A 19273-nucleotide genomic window follows, 5' to 3' on the forward strand; every position below is an offset into this window, starting at 1 on the left:
AAGGCTTGGCACATGTCCAGGAACAAGACTCGCGCGGCTGAGATCGACGACGTGAACAAGTCCATCATCGAGCTGCTGCAGCAGGACGGCCGACGTTCCTTCGCCTCCATCGGGAAAGCGGTGGGCCTCTCAGAGGCCGCCGTGCGCCACCGGGTGCACCGTCTGCAGGATCTGGGTGTCATCCAGATCGTGGCGGTGACGAACCCCCTGGAGCTGGGCTTCCCCCGGCAGGCGATGATCGGCATCAAGGTGGCGGGCGAGCTCGAACCCGTGGCGGAGGAGCTCGGGTCCTATGACGAGGTCGACTACGTGGTGATCACCGCCGGCGGCTTCGACCTGCTGGTGGAGGTCGTCTGCGAGGACGATGACCATCTGCTGGAGATCGTCTCCCAGCGGATCCGCGCCATCGACGGTGTGGTGGGCACGGAGACGTTCATGTACCTGAGTCTGCGCAAGCAGACCTACACCTGGGGAGTGCGCTGAGCCGCCGTCGCGCTGGGGGTGCTGCGGCGGCCGCGGCATGTGCGGAGCATCTCCTCCTCTGGGCTGAGGGCAGGTGCGGGTGCCGCCCCTAGAATGGGCCGAGGCATCCCGGCTCCGGGGGCCTCCCGCACCACCTCGACAAGGACGGAGCACGTGGCCGCTGAGAAGACCGACGTCCGCGCCCGCGCGGAACTCCGGTCCGCCGTCGACCCTGCTGTCCTGGAGGAACAGGGTCTGAGCTCGATGCAGGTGGCCGAACGTCAGCGCCTCCAGCTGTCCAACGTCCAGCCGCACACCACCTCACGCTCCATCGCGGAGATCCTCCGCACCCACCTGATGACCCTGTTCAACCTGATCATCGGGGTCTGCGCCCTGGTGATCATCATCCTGGGCCGCTGGCTGGACCTGCTGTTCGCCATCGCCGCCGTCGCCAACGTCATCATCGGTCTGGTCCAGGAGTACTCGGCCAAGCGGAAGCTGGACGCCATCGCCCTGCTGCACCAGGACAGCGTCCGGGTGCTGCGTGACAGGCTCCTGGTGGAGATCCACCGCGAGCAGATCGTCCTCGACGACGTCGTCGAGCTTCGCCGCGGCGATCAGGTGCCGGCCGACGGGGTGGTGATCTCCTCCTCCGGGCTGGATGTGGACGAGTCCATGCTCACCGGGGAGTCGGACGCGGTCCCCAAACGCCGGGACGACATCGTGCTCTCCGGCACCGCGGTGCTGGCCGGCACGTGCCGCTTCGTGGTCACCGCCGTGGGCGACGACGCCCACGCGGTGAAGCTGGCCACCGAGGCGAAGCGGTACCAGAAGATCAACTCGGAGCTGCGCCGGGCCCTGGAGAAGGTCGCGTTCTGGCTCTCCATGGTGCTGCTGCCGATCACCGCGATCGTCTTCAACGGTCAGATGCAGGCGTTCGGCGGATGGAGCGAGGCCTGGCGCACCGGGGAGTGGCGCGAGGCCATGGTCACCGCCGTGTCCTCGGTGACCGCGATGATCCCGCAGGGCCTGGCGCTGATGACCACGATCGCCTTCGCCGTCGCGGCGCTGAGGCTCGCTCAGGACAAGGTCCTCATCCAGGAGCAGCCGGCCGTGGAGATCCTCGCCCGGGTGGACGTCGTCTGCCTGGACAAGACCGGCACGCTGACGGACGGCAGCATCGTCTTCCACGGCGCCGCACCGCTGGACGCCCGTGGCCTGCCCACCGTCGCTCAGCAGGACCCGTCCTCCACCGCTCTGGAGGGCACCGCCCCGTGGCAGCAGGTGCTCGCCTGGTACGGGGCGGACCAGTACGCCAACCCGACGGCGGCGGCGCTGAAGGTGCCGTTCTCCGCACTTCCGCGCCATCACGCCGCCTTCCAGGTCCAGTTCTCCTCGGCTCGGCGCTGGTCCGCGGTGACCTTCGCCGACGACGCCGGCGAGCTCGCCGGGCACTGGGTGCTCGGCGCCCCGGACATCCTGCTCTCCCCGCATGTGGCCGCGTCGGTGCGGGCGGAGCAGCTGCTCAGCCACACCGAGGCCATCGCCGCCGGCGGGCTGCGCACCATGGTCCTGGCCCGCGCACCGCTGGACGGGCCGATCCTCGACGGCGCCACCGGGCCGCTGGGCCGTGGGGAGAGGCTGCCGGACGGGCTCGTTCCGGTCACTCTGCTGACGTTCAAGGAGAGCGTCCGGGCGGACGCCCGCGCCACCTTGGAGTTCTTCGGTGAGCAGAACGTGGCGCTGAAGGTCATCTCCGGGGACAGCCCGCGCACCGTCTCGGCCGTGGCTCGTGAGGTGGGCATGCGGGTGGACGGCGACGGCGTCGACGCCTCCCGACTGCCCGAGGGGCCGGAGGCCATGCGTTCGGCGTTGGCCACCCACTCCGTGTTCGGCAGGGTCTCCCCGGAGCAGAAGCGCACGATGGTGGAGGCGCTCCAGGCCAACGGCCACGTGGTGGCGATGACCGGGGACGGCATCAACGACGCCCTGGCGATGAAGAAGGCCGATCTCGGCATCGCCATGGGCAACGGCGCCCCGGCCACCAAGGCGGTCTCTCGGATGGTGCTGCTCGACGGCCGGTTCGACCGTCTGCCGAAGGTGCTGGCCGAGGGGCGCAAGGTCATCGCCAACACCGAACGGGTGGCGCACCTGTTCCTCACCAAGACCGCCTACGCGATCATCCTGGGGCTCTTCTTCGGGCTGATGTTCTGGCAGTTCCCGTTCCTGCCGCGTCAGTTCTCCACCGTGGACTTCCTGATGATCGGCTGCCCGGCGTTCTTCCTGGCGCTGCTGCCCAATGCGCGCCGCTACCGCCCCGGGTTCCTGCGGCGATCCGTGCTGTTCTCCATCCCCGCCTCGGTGGGGATATGCCTGGCGGTGGTCGCGGTCAGCGCGGCGGGCCGGCACCTGGACGAGCCGGCCGCGGGGGTGCAGACGGCGTCCACCCTGTGCCTGACGGCGGTGGGGCTCTGGGTGCTCACCGTGGCGCTGCGTCCGCTGACCGCCCCGCGGACCATCCTCATCGCCTCGATGTATGTGTTGCTGGCCGCGGCCCTGCTGGTGCCGATCTCCCAGCAGTACCACCTGTTCGCCATGCCCAGCGCGGAGCTGCTGGCGGTGGCGTTCGTGGCCGCGGTGGTCGGTTCCGGGCTGATCGAGCTGGGGCACCGGTGGCATGAGAAGAAGGTGGATCTGGACCCGCTGGATCCGGTGCACTCGGAGAACCCCGCCTGAGGCGGACCGACTGTCGTCCGCCGGAGGGGCTGCGGTCAGTCGCCGATGACGGAGACCACCAGGTCCTCGCCGCTGGCGCTGACCTGGATGTCCAGGCCGAAGCTGATGTCGTGGCTCTCATCGAGCTCGTCACCGTCGAAGTGGTCCAGTGATTCGAAGGTCACCGTGGCGCTGAGGCTCGAGGCCCCGGTGACCGACCAGCCGTCGTCGTCGAAGGTCAGCGCGATGTCCGCGGGGTCGGGCATCTCCCAGGAGATGGTGCTCGCGTCCACGGAGTTGGGTGTCTGCACGCCCATGGGGCAGCCGCTGGGCATGAGCACCTGCTGGTCCGCGCAGCTGGTGAGGTACTCCTCGACCTCGTCGTGCAGCAGCTGGGCGGCGGTCTCGGAGGCCTCCAGATCGATCTCCACGCTGTGCTCGCCGTCGGCGACGACCACCTCGCGGGCGGAACCGCTGAGCCAGTCGCTGTCGATGTCGACGTCGATGACGCTGGGCACGAAGGCGGCCAAGGTGGCGCCGTCCTCATGCAGGTTGACCGGCTGCTCGTTGACCTCGATCTGCCCGATGCCCCCGAGCTCGGCGGCCGGCACGGAGAGCTGCACTTCGGTCAGCGCCTCGGGTTCGAGCTTCCAGTCGTCGAAGAAGAGCCAGCTGCTGCCCTCCCGGCTCATCGGGACGTGGGACTCGTGGGGCTCGCCGTCCACCGTGAAGGCGAGGTCCGCGCCGTCGCTGCGCTCGGTGATCGAGAGGCCCTCGAGCTGCCCCGCGGAGTGGCGGAGAGCCTCCCCGTCGAGCAGCACCGAGTCCACGGAGCCCAGTGCGAGCCGGTCCTCGTCAGGGACCTCGTCGGTGTCGGCGTCTTCTTCGGTGTCCTCGTCGGTGTCGCCGGCCTCATCCTCGGTGGCGGGCTCGTCCGAGTCATCGCCTGTGTCCTCGTCAGGGCTTTCGCCAGGATCTTCGTCTGCGGGGTCCTCGTCTGCGGGGTCCTCGTCCTCGTCAGCGGCAGAGAGCACGACGCTCTGGGCCTGGGGCACGGCGGCGTTGAGCTCGGGCAGCGAGGAGAACATCCCGACGGCGGCGGAGCCGTCGCCGGCGCGCAGGGCCTCCCAATAGTTCTCGGCGATGGCCTCGGTGGAGTAGACATGCTCGTCCACCTGCCAGATGCCGATGCCGCTGGCGACCACTGCGAGCACCAGTCCCGTGCTCCAGCCGGCCCAGGCGCCACCGCCCTTCCGCTTCGCCTGCGCGGGGGCGCCCGGCTGGCCGGGGCCGTGGTGCGCCGGGTGGGCGCCGGGCTGGCCGGGGATGAAGCCGGGGTACGGGCCCCCCTGATGGGCCTGGCCGTGCGGAGGCTGGCCGTGGGGAGCCTGGCCGTGCGGGGGTGGGCTGTGTGGAGGCTGGCCGGGCTCGCCGCTCCAGCGAGGTCCGGATCCCTGCGGGCCAGGGTGGAAGGGAGCCGGCGGATACGGCTGTCCGGGACGGCTCTGCGGGGGTCCGCCCTGATGCGGCCCGACCGGCCCGGGTGCACCGTGTCCGGGCGCACTATGTCCGGAATTTCCCTGTCCGGGACCTCCCTGCCCGGCGCCTCCCTGCTGGGGGCCGGCCGCGCGGGGAGCGCCGACGCCCGGGGTCGGGCCGGCAGATCCTGGGCTGGGTGTGTCGGGAGCGGGTCTGCCGCCACGCTGCACGGCGCCGAAGCTCTCGGGCCCGGCGGGGGTCGCCGGCGAGCTGGCCGAGGTCCCGCTGCTGTCCTGGTCGGGGCTTCTCGGATGATCGCGGCGCCCGCCGGGGTGGGCGCCGTCGTCGTGTCCCTGCTGGCTCATGGAATGCTGCCCCTCGTCGTTCGACTCGTCATTCGGGCTGCTGGCACGGCCCGCTCCCGGCGTCTGCCTCAGCCTAGCAACCGGACCTCACCGTGATCACCGTGATCGCCGTCCGCTCCGCCTGATCTGCACCGGGTTTGTGAGATCGCACCGCGTACGTTCAGGGTGCGATCTCACAAACCCGGTGCAGATCGGCGGAGCACGAGGACGGTCACATCAGGATCAGCGAGACGGCGATCATCGCGGGGATCGCCAGGATCGTGGTCACCAGGACGGTGTCACGGGCGATCACTTCACCGGACTCATAGCGGATGGCGCTGACCAGGACGTTCTGCGCGGTCGGGAGGGAGGCCATGACCACGGCCGCCAGCAGCTGGTGGCCGGACATGCCGAACAGGACGGCGGCGAAGAGCCACGCGAGCACCGGGTGCAGCACCAGCTTCAGTGAGGAGGCCATGAGCACGTCGCCGCGCCTTCCGGCCTTCTTGTCCAACGGCCGGCTGCCCACCAGGGAGAGACCGAAGGAGAGCAGCATCAGCGGGATGGAGGCCCCGGCGATCAGCTCCACGGACTCGAGCATCGGTCCGGGCAGCACCCAGCCCTGCCAGGAGAACAGCAGCCCCAGCGCCGCGCCGATGATCATCGGGTTCACGGCCGACTGGCCCAGGCTGCGCAGCGTGGAGGTGTGCTTCGCAGGGCGCACCTTCGTGGTGGTGCCCTGGCCTCGGGTCAGCCAGTCCATCGCGGTCACATAGACCGGGGTGTAGAACGCCAGCTGGAACATGATGATCGGGGCGGCGAAGGCGACGTCGCCCAGCACATAGGCCGCGATCGGGAATCCGAGGTTCGCCGAGTTCACCAGCGAGGCGCTCATCCCGCCGATCATTCGTTCCGATCCGGGGCGACGCTTCATCATCAGCCGGGCCAGGACCAGGTAGATCAGCAGAGTAGAGAAGGCCCCCAGGCCGGCGATCGCGAACTGGGGGCCCAGCACCTCGGCCAGCGAGGCATCGGAGACGGTGAGGAAGAGCAGGCAGGGGGAGGCGACGAAGAAGGCCACCCGGCTGAGGATCACTCGGGATTCGGGGCCGAGCAGCCCCAGCTTCCCGATGATGAAGCCCACGCCGATGATGATCCAGATGACGGAGAAGCCTGAGAAGACCGCCTCCATGTCTCGCCCCCTGGTCGTCTGCGTGCTCGCGCCGTCCGGTCGAGCGCCGTGACAGGCGTCGCAGCCGACGTCGACGACCGCACCGTACCGAACTCGGAGACGACTCTACTCCTGGCGGGCCGGTCATGGCAGACAGGGACGTGGAGTGACGCCGGCATGACGAAGCCGGCCTGACCGTGAGATCAGACCGGGTGGGGGCACCGGATCAGCTCAGCGGCGGGGCCTGACCTCCGCCCGGGGGTCACTGCCCGTCGACGGGGCCCAGGAAGTCCTCGCGGATGCGGTCCACACCTTCGGCAGAGATCTGGAACCCGTGCTCCTGGCCGGCATCGATGATGATGCCCGCGCCGGCGAGCGACTGCACCACGGCCACGCCGGGGGCGTCCACGGCGTGAGGGGCGTGCTCGGCGTACTCGGCGGGGACCAGATCGGTTCCGGAGAACAGGGCGATCAGCGGGTTGCCCTCGCTGTCCTGCAGGGTCAGCGGGTTCACCGAACCGGTCTCCGGGGTGACCTCCTCGGCACTCAGGAAGTACACGGTGGAAGTGAGGAAGGCGCGGATGATCTCGCTGGGCTGGGCGTTGCCGTCCCTGCCGGCCACCAGGGTGTCGCGCAGGTCGGGCAGCTGCTCGCCCTCGGGGGTCTCGTCGGGAGTCTGGGCATCGGGGTTCTGAGGAGTCTCGCTCATCCGTCCACGCGATCACGTCCAGCGGCGGAATGCAAGGCAGGGCCGCGGGCTCGGGCCGAGGCACCGTCGGCCTCGGTCCGAGGTCGGCCCTCCCTCCGGGCCGAGTCGGCCTGCGCCGGTCTGAGCCGGTGGGACCTGGTCCGAGCCGGTGTGAGCATCGTCATCTTCCCTTGGGCCGGTGTTCACCTCGACTCACCAGGCTCGTCATGTCGGGTGACAAGAATTCACCGGGGTCGCCGGTCGGACGCCTGGCGGCACGCATCACACTCGCACACATGAGAGGACCGTGACACCACACGCCATGGCACGACGACGCTCCGCAGCCACACTGACCGCTCTCCTCGCCCTGAGCCTGACATCCTTGGGGCTCACAGCCTGCGATTCGGAAGCCGAGGCCGAAGCCGGTTCCGCCGACGCCTCGGACCCCTGCCCCGACACGTTGCGCTTCTCCGACACCGGGGTGGAAGGGCTGGAGACTCTGGTCCTGGAGTTCGAGGACTTCCGGGTGGCTCTGGAGGAGGCGACCGGCAAACAGGTGGACTTCTACCCGATCTCCTCCCGCACCGCCGCCGCCACGGCCCTGGAGTTCGATGAGATCGACCTGCTGCTCACCGGGCCCGCCGAGTACGTGGTCCTGCGGCAGGAGGCAGGGGCGCTTCCGGTGGTCGGGGTGACGCGTCCGGACTATCGGGCCATCCTCGTCGCGGGGGCGGGTCAGGGGATCGAGTCCGTCGCCGACCTCGAGGGCGGCACGGTGATCACCAAGGAGGTGGGCTCCACCTCTGGGCACCTGGGGCCACTGGAGATGCTGGTCTCCGCCGGGCTGGAACCCGGTGTCGACGTCGAGGTGGTCCCGTTGGACTCCACACGCATCGAGGCCTTCGCCAGTGGGGAGGGCGACGCCCTCGGCACCGGGCTGAAGGACTTCGAGGAGGTCGAGGAGGAGATGGGGGAGGGCACCGTGGTGCTCCTCGAAGAGGGGCCGGACCTCCCCAATGACCTCTTCGTCGCCCGGAAAGGGCTCGGGCAGGACTGCACCGCCTGGCTCCAGGAGGAGCTGGAGGAGAATCAGGACGTCCTGCTGGAGGCGATCGTGCAGACCGGGGAGAACGACAAGTATCTCGAGTCCGAGCTCGTGAGGGCCGAGGACGCCGACTATGACCCCACCCGGACCGCCTTCGAGGCCGCGGGCTTCGAGCAGTACTCCGACCTGCCGGATGAGGACGAGCAGTGAGCTCGCATCAGCTCCCCGCGCCGCGTTCCGCCCCCGCACGCCCCGGTCAGGCTGTCCGGGTGAGCGGCCTGGTCAAGGAGTTCGCCACCGGCACGCGTGCCCTGGACGGTGTGGACCTGGAGATCTCTGCGGGTGAGACGGTGGTGCTGCTCGGCGCGAACGGCTCGGGCAAGTCCACCCTGCTGAAGTGCCTCACCCGGTTGGTCGAGCCCACTGAGGGAACCTTGCACCTCCTGGGACGTGACGTCAGGGCAGCAGGTCGCGCCGAGCTGTCGGGGCTCCGGCGTGAGGTCGGCGTCGTGTTCCAGCACATCAATCTGGTGGATCAGCTCAGCGTGCTCACGAACGTCGTCCATGGGGCGCTGGGCCGCGAGCACTCTCCCCGGACCTGGTTCGCGATGACCGCTCGGGCCGAGCTCCGAGAGGAGGCCATGGAGGCCCTGGGTCGTGTCGGGCTGGCCCATGTGGCGGGTCGCCGCGCCGAGCAGCTCTCCGGGGGTCAGCGACAGCGTGTCGCTGTGGCGCGCATGCTCATGCAGCGGCCCCGGATGGTGCTCGCCGACGAACCGGTCGCGGCCCTGGATCCGCGTGCCGGCCGCGCAGTGATGGACCTGCTGTGGGAGATCGCCGAGGAGCGCCGGCTCACCCTGGTCTGCACCCTTCACCAGCTGCCGCTGGCTCGCGACTACGCTCGCCGGGTGGTCGCACTGCGTGCTGGTCGGGTGGAGCTCGACGCCGACATCGCCGTCCTCGCCGACACCGAGCTGGACGGTCTCTATGCCGCCGAACGAGAGGATGAGGGACTGGCCGGGGACCTCGGCACACGCACAGCCGCGCACCGGGCGACGGGGGCTCACCGTGAGGCGGTCGACGCGTGAGCGCCCCGCTGCTGACCCGGCCCGAGGGCGTCCAGGCACCGCCGCGCTGGAGGCGGCCTCGCTGGATGACCGTGGGGGTCCTCGTCGTGCTGCTGGTCCTGGTGGTCAATGGCCTGCTGCGTCTGGACGTGGAGTCGTCCAGGCTGTGGGGGTCTCCGGCCCGCACCTGGGACTTCATCTCGCGTGGCTTCCCTCCGAACCTCGACCGGGCCCCGCAGCTCGGTGAAGCGATGTGGGAGACCCTGGAGATCGCCGTCATCGGCACCGTGATCGGGGTGCTGCTCAGCGTCCCGGTGTCTCTGCTGGCGGCGCGCAACATCGCGCCGAAGCCGGTGGCGGCCCTCGTGCGAGTGGTGCTGAGCACTCTGCGTGCGGTGCCTGATCTGGTGTGGGCGATGATCTTCGTGATCTCGGTGGGGCTGGGGCCGCTGGCAGGGATCCTGGCGATCGCGGTGGATGTGCTCGGATTCGCCGGGCGGTTCTTCGCCGAACGCGTCGAGGAGGTGGACCGTGGTCCGTTGGACGCCCTGCGCTCCACGGGGGCGAAGACCTCTGCCGTGGTCGTCGGGGCGGTGCTGCCGGCCTCCCTGGCCTCTTTCACCGGCACCAGCCTGTACTGCCTGGAGAAGTCTGTCCGCGGGGCGGTGGTGCTAGGCCTGGTCGGCGCGGGTGGCATCGGCGTCGAACTCAACGTGGCGTTTCAGATGCGGCAGTTCGACACCGCCTTCACCATCATCATCCTGATCCTGGTGGTGGTCCTGGTGGCGGAGCGTCTCAGCTCGGCGGTGCGTCGGCGGATGATCGGTGCCGACCAGCTGGTGTGACATGTGCCGGCTCCCGCGCGGGTGCGCGGGGGCCGGTGCGGTACCTTGGCACCGTGCTGCTTTCAGACCGTGACATCCATGCCGAGCTCGACGCCGGACGCATCCAGCTGGATCCGCTCGACGAGAGCATGATCCAGCCCTCGAGCGTCGACGTGCGCCTGGAGCGTATGTTCCGGCTGTTCGACAACCACAAGTACGCGCATATCGACCCGTCGGTGGAGCAGCCCGATCTCACCCGGCTGGTGGAGGTCGACCCGGACGAGCCGTTCGTGCTGCACCCGGGGGAGTTCGTCCTGGGAGCCACCTATGAGGCCGTCTCCCTGCCCGACGACGTCGCGGCCCGCCTGGAGGGGAAGTCCTCACTGGGGCGGCTGGGTCTGCTGACCCACTCCACCGCCGGATTCATCGACCCGGGCTTCTCCGGCCAGGTGACGCTCGAGCTGTCCAACATGGCGACCCTGCCCATCAAGCTGTGGCCGGGCTCGAAGATCGGACAGCTGTGCTTCTTCCGCCTGACCTCGGCGGCCACCCACGGCTACGGCAGCGGCGCACACCAGTCCCGCTATCAGGGCCAGCGGGGCCCGACGGCGTCGCGGTCGCATGAGAACTTCCACCGCACGATCATCCGCTGAGGCGAGTGTCCCGCACGCCCTCCGCACCTACCTCTCCGTCGAGTGGGGGATCTGTGTACACCTACCGGCCGGTTCGGGCGAGTTAGCTGCACACAGATCCCCCACTCGACGGGACGGGTCCGCTTCGAGTCAGCTCCGGATGCGGTGCTCACGCATCTTTGCTGGGCCGGTGGGGTTCTTCACCAGCAGCATCGCGGCCAGCCCCATCAGCAGGATCGTCACGACGCCGAGGATGATCGCCTTGTCTCCGCGTTGCACGTCGGTGTCTTCGGCGCTGGAGATGAGCAGGATCAGCGAGATCAGCGCCGGAGTGAGGAAGCTGACGCTGCGCCCGGCGGTGGCATAGAGGCCGAAGAGCTCGGCGGCCCGCGACGGCGGCGCCAGCCGCCCGAGGAAAGCGCGCGATGACGCCTGGGCCGGTCCCACGAACAGGCACAATCCCAGGCCGAGGATCCAGAACGCGGTGGTCGGCTCGAGCACGAAGAGCCCGACGTCGCGTTCGACGTCGAGGAAGTACATGACGCCCGCGATGAGCACCAGGGCGGTCACACAGGTCATGATCACCTGCCGGGGGCCGATCCGATCGTCGAACCACCCGCCGGCGAAGGCGCCCAGCGCTGCGGCGATGTTGCCGGCGATGCCGAACAGCAGGATGTCCCCGGTGGTGAAGCCGAAGACCGTCACGCCCAGGATCGCTCCGTAGGTGAACACCGCGGAGAGGCCGTCGCGGTAGATCGCTGAGGCGAGCAGGAACCACAGGGTGTTGCGGTCCTCCTTCCAGAGGCCGACGATCACGTGGATCAGCCGACGGTAGGACTCGGCGATGGAGACTTTGTCCTGGACCACCTCGGTGTCGGCGGTCTTGACGTTGGTGAACAGCAGCGGCAGGGCCCACAGCAGGAACCACGCCGCGGCGACGACGGCGACCATGCGGATGTTGATGGCCTCCTCGTCACCCAGCCCGAACCAGTAGGGCGGATCCCCGGCGACCAGCCCGAAGTAGACGATGGCGAGGATGACGATTCCGCCCAGGTAGCCTGCGCCCCAGCCGATCCCGGAGACCCGGCCCATGCGCTCGTGATCGGCGATGTCGGTGATCATTGCGTTGTAGTTCAGGTTGGCGAGCTCGTCGAACAGCGTCATGGTGGCCATCAGCGTGACCCCGAGGACCAGGTACCCCTGTTCCGGCTTGATGAAGAAGCAGGCCGCCACGAGCCCGACGACGATGAACGTGTTGATCGTCAGCCACAGCCGACGGCGCCCGGCCCGGTCCGCGCGCTGGCCGATCACCGGGGCGGTCACCGCGATGATGCCGCCGGCGATCGCGTTGGCGGTGGTCAGGTACTGGGTGCCCTGTCCGCCGGGGCCGACGGCGTCAGCGATGTAGGTGCCGAAGACGAAGGTCACCATCACTGCGCTCACGGTGGCGTTGCCCCAGCTCCACAGGCTCCAGGCCGCGATCACCCGCTTGTGCAGCGGCTGGCCGGAGGCGGGGTCATCAGCGTGGACGGCAGAGGTCATAGCCGCATCGTATCGCTGGTCGGGTCGGCGTCCGGGGAGGCCGCCGGTGGACGAATGGCAGATGACTGCGCGATGAATAGTTCAATATTCTCGAAATGATTAAATATTCTTTGAATGAATCACGTTGTTTCGGGGGTAAAGGACAACCGTGTTAACATGGGACGACTCCTCCTCAGTGCGGCTGACGTGGAGCATCCCGCGCCGCACAGCCTGGTCCTCGACGCGGAAGGACACCTATGCTGCTGGTGCTCGCTGTGCTCTTCGCAGTGAGCCTCGCGGCGCCCTGGCTGTTCCGCCGATTCGGACGGTCCTCCTTCCATATCCTCGCCGCCATCAGCGCACTGGCCATGGTGTGGGTGCTGACCTATCTCCCGCAGGTGCTGCGCGCCGATCAGGGGGCTCCCTCCGGGGCGCCGAACGCGCCGCCGTCGGAGATCACCGAGTGGATCCCGGAGCTGGGGGTGGAGATCGCCTTCCGGATCGACGCGCTCGCGCTGATCATGTCCCTGCTGATCCTCGGGGTCGGTGCGCTGGTGCTGCTCTACTGCGCCCGCTACTTCCGATCCTCGGAGGCCTCTGCCGGACCCTTCGCGGGCCAGCTCTTCGCCTTCGCCGCGGCGATGCTCGGCCTGGTGCTCAGCGACGACCTGGTGATGCTCTTCATCTTCTGGGAGCTCACGACCGTCCTGTCCTTCCTGCTGATCGGCTATTCGGCGCATCGCCTCCTGGCGCGCCGCTCGGCGATCCAGGCGCTCGTCGTGACCACCTTCGGCGGCCTGGCCATGCTGGTCGGGCTGCTGTGGCTGGGCGAGCTCGCCGGCAGCTACCGGCTCTCCGAGATCCTCGCCTCGGCCGACCAGCTGCAGGGCACGGCGGTCGACGTCGCCCTGTTTCTGATCCTCATCGGTGCGCTCTCGAAGTCTGCGCTGGTGCCCTTCCACTTCTGGCTGCCGGCTGCGATGGCCGCTCCCACCCCGGTCTCGGCCTACCTGCACGCCGCCGCCATGGTGAAGGCCGGGGTCTACCTGGTGGCCCGCATGGCCCCAGGTTTCCACGAGACCGCCCTGTGGATGCCCACAGTGCTCGGCGTCGGGCTGGCCACCATGCTGGTGGGAGCCTGGCGGGCGCTGCGGCAGACCGACATCAAACTCGTGCTGGCCTACGGCACCGTCTCCCAGCTGGGCTTCCTGGTGATGATCAACGGCCTGGGCACCGAGGACGCCGCCCTGGCCGGGCTGGCCATGCTGCTGGCCCACGGGCTGTTCAAGGCGGCCCTGTTCATGGTGGTCGGCATCATCGACCATGAGACCGGCACCCGTGACCTCACCCGCCTCTCCGGGCTGGGACGCACCCAGCGCGCGCTGTTCTGGATCTCCGCCGTCTCAGTCGCCTCCATGGCGGGCCTGCCCCCGCTGTTCGGCTTCGTGGCCAAGGAGGTCGTCTTCGAATCCTTCTACGGCTACGCAGAGGTCCACCCGGGCTGGGGCTGGGTGGTCATGGTCGGCGTCGTCGTCGCCTCCGCGCTCACCGTGGCCTATTCGGCACGCTTCCTGTGGGGCGCCTTCGGCACGAAACGCGGAGCCACCGGCGAACCGCTGGAGACCACGCACTTCCACGCGCCGGCCGGGGCCGTGTTCCTCGCCGCCCCGGCGCTGCTGGCCGTCGCCACTGTGCTGCTGGCGCTGTGGCCGGCTCCGGTGCAGCGGCTCATCGACCCGTTCGTCTCGCTCTTCCACCCGGTCTCGGAGGGTGCCCCCGGCACCTACCTGGCGCTGTGGCACGGCCTGACTCCCGTGCTGGGCCTCTCGGTGCTGGCCTGGGGGCTCGGCCTGGGGCTGTTCGCGGTGCGGGAGCGCTTCGGCCGCCTGCAGCAGCGCACTCCCGCCGTGTTCGACGCCGAACGCGGCTACCGCTCCTCGGTGAAGGTGCTCGACGTCGTCGCCGTCTGGCTGACCTCGGTGACCCAGCGGGGATCGCTCGCCTGGTATCTGTTCATCATCATCGCGGTCGCCACCGGGGTGGTCTCCGGAGTGCTGCTGTTCACCGCCCACCAGGTGCCGCAGAGCTGGATCATCGCCGAGCAGCCGCTGCAGCTGGTGCTCGCCGTGGTCATCGTCGCCGGCGCGATCGGTGCGGTCTGGGCGCCCAAGCGTTTCATGGCGGTGCTGATGGTCTCCCTGTGCGGCTACGGCATCGCCGGGCTGTTCGCTTTGCAGGGCGCTCCGGACCTCGCGCTGACCGTGCTGCTGGTGGAGTCCATCGTGCTGGTGGTCTTCGTCCTCGCGCTGCGCAACCTGCCGGCGGGGATCTGGACCCAGAATCCGGCACGGTTCAAGATCGGCCGTGTGGTGCTCGGCATCGGCTTCGGGCTGGCCATGATGGGCGCGCTCGCGGTCGGCATGGATTCGCGGGTGGCGGTACCGATCTCCGAGGAGTTCCCCTGGATGGCCTACGAGGTCGGTCAGGGCGCCAACATCGTCAACGTCACACTGGTGGACATCCGCGTCTGGGACACCTTCGGGGAGATCACCGTGCTGGCGGTCGCGGCCACCGGGGTGGCCTCGCTGATCTTCGTCAAGCGCCGGGACGCACGACGCCGCAGCCTCCACGAGGTGCCCACCGGCTCGGTGGGCCGGGTGCTCAACGAGGACAACCTGACCCCGCGGCAGGCCAAGGAGATCCGGGTGGCCCGGAGCTTCTCCACAGTGGCCCGTGAGGCCTGGCTCGTGGCAGGACGCACGGTGGCCCCTGAGCACCGCTCGATCATCTTCGAAGTGGTGACCCGGCTGATGTTCCACGCGATCATCCTGCTCTCGCTGTATCTGCTCCTGGCGGGGCACAACCTGCCCGGAGGAGGCTTCGCCGGCGGTCTGCTGGCGGGCCTGGCCCTGACTCTGCGCTACCTGGCCGGAGGGCGCTACGAGCTGGAGGCGGCAGTGCCGTTCAGCGCCTCCTCCCTGATGGGCTGGGGTCTCGCGCTGGCCTGCTCCACCGGACTGGTGTCCCTGCTGGCGGGCGGGCACATCTTCCAGTCCGCCATGCTGGACGTGGACCTGCCGGTGTTCGGTGAGCATCACGTCGGCTCGGCGATCATGTTCGACGTGGGCGTCTATCTGGTGGTGGTCGGACTGATCCTGGACATCCTGCGCAGCCTCGGCTCCGAGATCGACGTGCGCTCCGAGATGGAGAACCGCGCCGCCGAGCGGGGCGACCCCTACCACGGGCACGGGCTCCACTCCGAGACGACCATGGGGGTGGCCCGGTGACGCTGAACCTGACTCTGCTGATCCTGATGGGCGTGATGTTCGCCGTCGGGATCTACCTGCTGCTGGAACGCTCGCTGACCCGCGTGCTGCTGGGCATCATCCTGATCTCCAACGGCGTGAACCTGCTGCTGCTGCAGACCGGCGGCCGGGCGGGGGACTCTCCGTTGGTGGTCGACGGCGACGTCGACGCCCCCTTCTTCGATCCGTTGCCGCAGGCGCTGCTGCTCACGGCGATCGTGATCGCCTTCGCCCTGGTCAGCCTGATGCTCGCGCTGATCTACCGGTCCTGGGTGCTGGCCCGTCAGGATGAGCTCTCCGATGACGAGGAGGACCGGCGGGTGGCCTCCCAGCCCATCTATGACCCGGAGGAGGACTCCGAAGTGCCCACCGAGACCACCGAGTTCGCGGTCGAGGACCTGGAGTCGTCCCGGCTGCTCAACCCGCGCACGGGGCGGGACGAGGACCTTCCGGTGGCCTCCGCGCACACACCTGAGGACGACGGCGACGGCCGCCCCGATCACGGGACGGGGCGCTGACCCATGCAGACCAACTTCGTGGAGCTGCTGCCCCTGGCGGTGCTCCTGCCGTTCTTCGGCGCCGGCCTCGCCTTCGCCTTCTTCCGGCAGCGGACCACCCAGCGGGCGATCACCATCGGCACGCTGGTGCTCACCGTGGTCCTGGAGATCACCCTGTTGGCGGAGACCTGGGACGGCGGGGCCCATGCGGTGCATCTGGCCGGCTGGCCGGCGCCCTTCGGCATCTCGATGGTGATCGACCGGTTCTCCGCGCTGATGCTGGTGGTCTCCTCGATCATCACCCTGGCGGTCCTGCTCTACGCGGTCGGCCAGGGCGCCGCGGAGGAGGGCGACGACGCCGGCCCGGTCTCGATCTTCTACCCCACCTACCTGATCCTGGTGGCCGGGGTGTCCAACGCGTTCCTGGCCGGGGACCTGTTCAACCTGTACGTCGGCTTCGAGATCTTCCTGACGGCGTCCTATGTGCTGCTGACCCTCGGGGGAGGGGAGTCTCGCATCCGGGCGGGGGTGACCTATGTGGTCGTCTCGGTCATCTCCTCGATGCTGTTCCTGATCACCATCGGTGTGGTCTATGCGGCCACCGGCACCGTGAACATGGCGGACCTCGCGCTGAAGCTGGGCGATCTGGACGGCGACATGCAGCTGCTGCTGCACGTGATGCTGCTGGTGGCCTTCGGCATCAAGGCGGCGGTCTTCCCGCTGGCGTTCTGGCTGCCGGACTCCTACCCGACTGCCCCCGCCCCGGTGACGGCGGTCTTCGCGGGCCTGCTGACCAAGGTCGGCATCTACGCGATGATCCGCACCGAGACGCTGCTCTTCCCGGGGGAGCGGATCAACACCGCGCTGATGATCGTCGCGCTGCTGACGATGATCGTGGGCATCCTGGGTGCGCTCGCCCAGGGCGACATCAAACGGATGCTCTCCTTCACCCTGATCAGCCACATCGGCTATCTGGTGTTCGGACTCTCGCTGGTCTCGATCGTGGGCATGTCGGCCACGATCTACTACGTGGCCCACCACATCACCATTCAGACCACGCTGTTCCTGGTCACCGGACTGATCGAGCGCAGAGGCGGGTCCTCCAACGTGGATCGGCTGGGGGGCTTGGCGAAGATCTCCCCCGCTCTGGCCGTCCTCTTCTTCATCCCGGCGATGAACCTGGCGGGGATTCCGCCGTTCTCCGGATTCATCGGCAAGCTGGGGATGATCCAGGGCGGGATCGCGGAGGGCACCTGGATCACCTGGACCCTGGTGGTCGGCTCTGTGGTGACCTCGCTGCTGACTCTGCTGGCCGTGGCCCGGATCTGGGCGCGCGCGTTCTGGCGCAAGGCCGAGGACGCAGACTCCCCGGACCGGCTGCTGATGTCGAAGACGTTGGCGCACGCGCGGGCGGCGAACAAGCGGCTGCTGCCGATGTCGGTGGTGGCGCCGACCGCCCTGCTGGTGACGATGTCCCTGGCGTTCACCGTGTTCGCCGGGCCCCTGATGTCCTTCTCCCGAGCGGCCGCCCAGGACATGTACGAGCGCACCCCCTACCTTGAGGCGGTGCTGGGGGAGGAGCGCGTGGACGGGGTCCGCGAGGAGCTGGAGGACCTGGCCTCGCAGATCCCTGACCTGGACACCGGCGACGGCGGCTCGGACGAGTTCGCCCCGGTGCGGACCTCCCTGGAGCCCGAGGACGAGTCCGTGCAGGAGGCTGATGACCGATGAAGCGACCCCGGACCCCGCTGCCGCTCGAGCTGCCGCTGATCGCCTTCCTCAGCTTCCTCTGGATGGCGCTGTGGCAGGACTTCACCCTGGGCACCCTGATCGTCGGGGCCGTGTTGGGCACTGCCGTGGTGCGGCTGTTCTACCTGCCGCCGCTGCGCGGCTCGGGTCGGATCAACATCTGGTGGGTGCTGGTCTTCACTCTCCGTTTCCTGGCGAAGATGGTGGCGGCCTCCTTCCAGGTGGCCTGGATCGCCGTCGTGCGCGGACCTAAGGTGCGCAACTCGATCATCTCGGTGCAGCTGCGCAGCCATGACGACTTCATCGTCACGGTGACAGGCCACGCGCTGGCACTGGTGCCCGGTTCGCTGGTGATCGATGTGGACCGCACTACGGCGACCCTGTACCTGCACTGCCTCAACGTCACCGATGACCACGACGCCGAGCGTATCCGGCAGGATGCCCTGCACACCGAGGCCTTGGTGCTCCGCAGCTGCGGGAACCGATCGGACCTGGCGGTGGTGAAGGCCGAGAAGCGGCTGGGGCGGGTCAGCGGCTTCTCCAAGACGGAGCGCGACCAGGCGATCCCGACGCGTTCCGCGGCTCCGGCGTCGGCGAGGCAACGTCGCGGCCCCGCCGGCGTCTCAGAGGAGGGAGGACGGTGATGCTGACCTACGCCTACTGGATCACCCAGGCGCTGCTGACGGTGGCCGTTTTCTGCTCCGTCTTCCGCGTGTTCCGAGGGCCTTCGGTGCTGGACCGGGTGATCAGTGTGGACGTCATCCTGATCATCGTCTCCTCGATGCTGATCACGGACATGGTCGCCCGAGGGCACCAGGACTTCATCCTCTTCGTCGTGGCCACCGCTGTGATCGGTTTCCTCGGGGCCGTGGCGATCGCTCGGTACGTGGCGGTGCGTCGGCCGGAGGACTCCGGGGTGAGCGTGCTCACCGGGGCGCTGCCGCAGGTGGCCACGAGCTCCGGCGACCCTTCGGGCGCACCGGACGGTGCGGATGCCGGGCCCCGAAGCGGTGGAAGCCCCGCCGGCCCCGGCATGTCGGGCGCCGCCCCCGCCGGTGATGGTGGCGCCATGGACGGGGGGCGGGCCCCGTATGCGGCCAGCCCTTCACGGCTCGGCGGGATGGATCCGGTGGATCCCCACGGCGGCACTCTCGCTCCCCGCGGCTACGGGGAGGACGAGGACCCGGCCACCTCGTGGTTCCGCGAGCTGACCCGCTCCGGCTTCACCACGCGTCGTCGCCGTGCGGCGGAAGAGGCGGAGGAAGAGGCTCAGCACGAGGCTGAGGAGCCCTCCGGAGAGACTCCCGACCAGGAGCCGGGGGAGGGGACACGATGATGGACCTTGTGGACGTGGAGCTGATGGATCAGATCCTCGACGCCGTGGCCGCCGTCTTCCTGGTGATCGGTGGGCTGATGTCGCTGGCGGCCGGAATCGGACTCGTGCGGCTGCCGGATCTGCACTCACGGATGCATGCGGCCACGAAACCTCAGGTTCTCGGCCTGCTGAGCCTGCTGCTGGCCGCGGCGATCACCTGGCGCAGCTGGAGCGGCCTCGTGCTCGTCCTGCTCGCCTGGGGTCTGCAGATCCTCACCGCCCCGGCGAGCGCCCATGTGGTGGGGCGCGCCGGGTACCGGACGAAGCACTTCAAGTCCGAGCAGCTGGCGCAGGACGAGCTGGCCCGGGCAGTGGACCGGATCTCGCACGGCCATGGAGCCCGCCGAGAGATCGACGGTGGCTGAAACCCTCGACGGGGGTCCGCGGTGTCGTGCTGTT

The 19273-nt window shown here is 69.1% G+C and carries 16 protein-coding genes; 12 read left to right on the forward strand and 4 right to left on the reverse strand.

The genetic code is table 11. The annotated features are described in order from the left end of the window. The first annotated feature begins 12 nt into the window (after positions 1 to 12). Both HNR09_RS09345 and HNR09_RS09350 read left to right on the forward strand, forming a co-directional pair. Positions 13 to 483 carry an Lrp/AsnC family transcriptional regulator gene (locus HNR09_RS09345; protein ID WP_179541785.1) on the forward strand — a complete coding sequence of 157 codons (471 nt, stop codon included), beginning with the start codon at positions 13 to 15 and terminating at the stop codon, positions 481 to 483. 153 nt (positions 484 to 636) lie between these two features. After that, the gene (locus HNR09_RS09350) at positions 637 to 3198 is read left to right on the forward strand and encodes an HAD-IC family P-type ATPase (protein ID WP_343047506.1); all 2562 of its coding nucleotides are present in this window, start codon (positions 637 to 639) and stop codon (positions 3196 to 3198) included. A gap of 35 nt (positions 3199 to 3233) precedes the next feature. Here the strand turns inward: HNR09_RS09350 and HNR09_RS09355 are convergent, their stop codons facing one another. From HNR09_RS09355 to HNR09_RS09365, 3 genes are all read right to left on the reverse strand, one after another. Beyond that, a complete protein-coding gene (locus HNR09_RS09355) occupies positions 3234 to 4391 on the reverse strand; it encodes a hypothetical protein (RefSeq protein ID WP_179541787.1) in 1158 nt (385 codons plus the stop codon). 841 nt (positions 4392 to 5232) lie between these two features. Further along, the gene (locus tag HNR09_RS09360) at positions 5233 to 6192 is read right to left on the reverse strand and encodes an AEC family transporter (RefSeq protein WP_179541788.1); all 960 of its coding nucleotides are present in this window, start codon (positions 6190 to 6192) and stop codon (positions 5233 to 5235) included. A 241-nt stretch (positions 6193 to 6433) separates the two neighbouring features. Next, positions 6434 to 6880: an SseB family protein gene (locus tag HNR09_RS09365; protein ID WP_179541789.1), complete on the reverse strand. Its 447-nt coding sequence runs from the start codon at positions 6878 to 6880 to the stop codon at positions 6434 to 6436. Between the two features lie 286 nt (positions 6881 to 7166). On the opposite strand from HNR09_RS09365, the gene HNR09_RS09370 reads away from it, so the two are divergent. Genes HNR09_RS09370 through dcd form a run of 4 tightly spaced genes read left to right on the forward strand, consistent with a single transcriptional unit; the run spans position 7167 to position 10448 of the window. Next, entirely contained in the window at positions 7167 to 8114 is a 948-nt protein-coding gene (locus HNR09_RS09370; RefSeq protein WP_179541790.1) for a PhnD/SsuA/transferrin family substrate-binding protein, read from the forward strand. Positions 8115 to 8173: 59 nt separating this feature from the next. Next, complete coding sequence (locus tag HNR09_RS09375) at positions 8174 to 8992, forward strand: ATP-binding cassette domain-containing protein (protein WP_179541791.1); 819 nt, start codon at positions 8174 to 8176, stop codon at positions 8990 to 8992. Further along, positions 8989 to 9816, forward strand: a complete 828-nt coding sequence (gene phnE / locus HNR09_RS09380; RefSeq protein WP_218881911.1) for a phosphonate ABC transporter, permease protein PhnE — start codon at positions 8989 to 8991, stop codon at positions 9814 to 9816. Before HNR09_RS09375 ends, phnE begins: the two co-directional genes overlap by 4 nt. A 53-nt stretch (positions 9817 to 9869) precedes the next feature. Next, on the forward strand, positions 9870 to 10448 hold the full coding sequence (gene dcd / locus HNR09_RS09385) for a dCTP deaminase (protein ID WP_179541792.1): 579 nt from the start codon (positions 9870 to 9872) through the stop codon (positions 10446 to 10448). Positions 10449 to 10577: 129 nt separating this feature from the next. Here dcd and HNR09_RS09390 read toward each other — a convergent pair whose 3' ends face one another. Then, on the reverse strand, positions 10578 to 11969 hold the full coding sequence (locus HNR09_RS09390) for an MFS transporter (RefSeq protein WP_179541793.1): 1392 nt from the start codon (positions 11967 to 11969) through the stop codon (positions 10578 to 10580). Between the two features lie 236 nt (positions 11970 to 12205). On the opposite strand from HNR09_RS09390, the gene HNR09_RS09395 reads away from it, so the two are divergent. The 6 genes from HNR09_RS09395 to mnhG are packed head-to-tail and all read left to right on the forward strand — an operon-like array spanning position 12206 to position 19239. Continuing rightward, positions 12206 to 15235 carry a Na+/H+ antiporter subunit A gene (locus tag HNR09_RS09395; RefSeq protein WP_179541794.1) on the forward strand — a complete coding sequence of 1010 codons (3030 nt, stop codon included), beginning with the start codon at positions 12206 to 12208 and terminating at the stop codon, positions 15233 to 15235. After that, entirely contained in the window at positions 15232 to 15771 is a 540-nt protein-coding gene (locus HNR09_RS09400; RefSeq protein ID WP_070160239.1) for a Na(+)/H(+) antiporter subunit C, read from the forward strand. Before HNR09_RS09395 ends, HNR09_RS09400 begins: the two co-directional genes overlap by 4 nt. 3 nt (positions 15772 to 15774) lie before the next feature. After that, positions 15775 to 17481 carry a Na+/H+ antiporter subunit D gene (locus HNR09_RS09405; protein ID WP_179541795.1) on the forward strand — a complete coding sequence of 569 codons (1707 nt, stop codon included), beginning with the start codon at positions 15775 to 15777 and terminating at the stop codon, positions 17479 to 17481. Next, positions 17478 to 18143 carry a Na+/H+ antiporter subunit E gene (locus HNR09_RS09410; RefSeq protein WP_179541796.1) on the forward strand — a complete coding sequence of 222 codons (666 nt, stop codon included), beginning with the start codon at positions 17478 to 17480 and terminating at the stop codon, positions 18141 to 18143. The genes HNR09_RS09405 and HNR09_RS09410 overlap by 4 nt, the downstream gene beginning before the upstream one ends. Then, on the forward strand, positions 18143 to 18835 hold the full coding sequence (locus HNR09_RS09415; protein WP_246349222.1) for an MrpF/PhaF family protein: 693 nt from the start codon (positions 18143 to 18145) through the stop codon (positions 18833 to 18835). Before HNR09_RS09410 ends, HNR09_RS09415 begins: the two co-directional genes overlap by 1 nt. Beyond that, positions 18832 to 19239, forward strand: a complete 408-nt coding sequence (mnhG, locus tag HNR09_RS09420; RefSeq protein WP_246348775.1) for a monovalent cation/H(+) antiporter subunit G — start codon at positions 18832 to 18834, stop codon at positions 19237 to 19239. Before HNR09_RS09415 ends, mnhG begins: the two co-directional genes overlap by 4 nt. Positions 19240 to 19273: the final 34 nt, after the last annotated feature.

It is taken from the genome of Nesterenkonia xinjiangensis (genome assembly GCF_013410745.1).
Classification (GTDB): Bacteria; Actinomycetota; Actinomycetes; order Actinomycetales; family Micrococcaceae; genus Nesterenkonia; species Nesterenkonia xinjiangensis.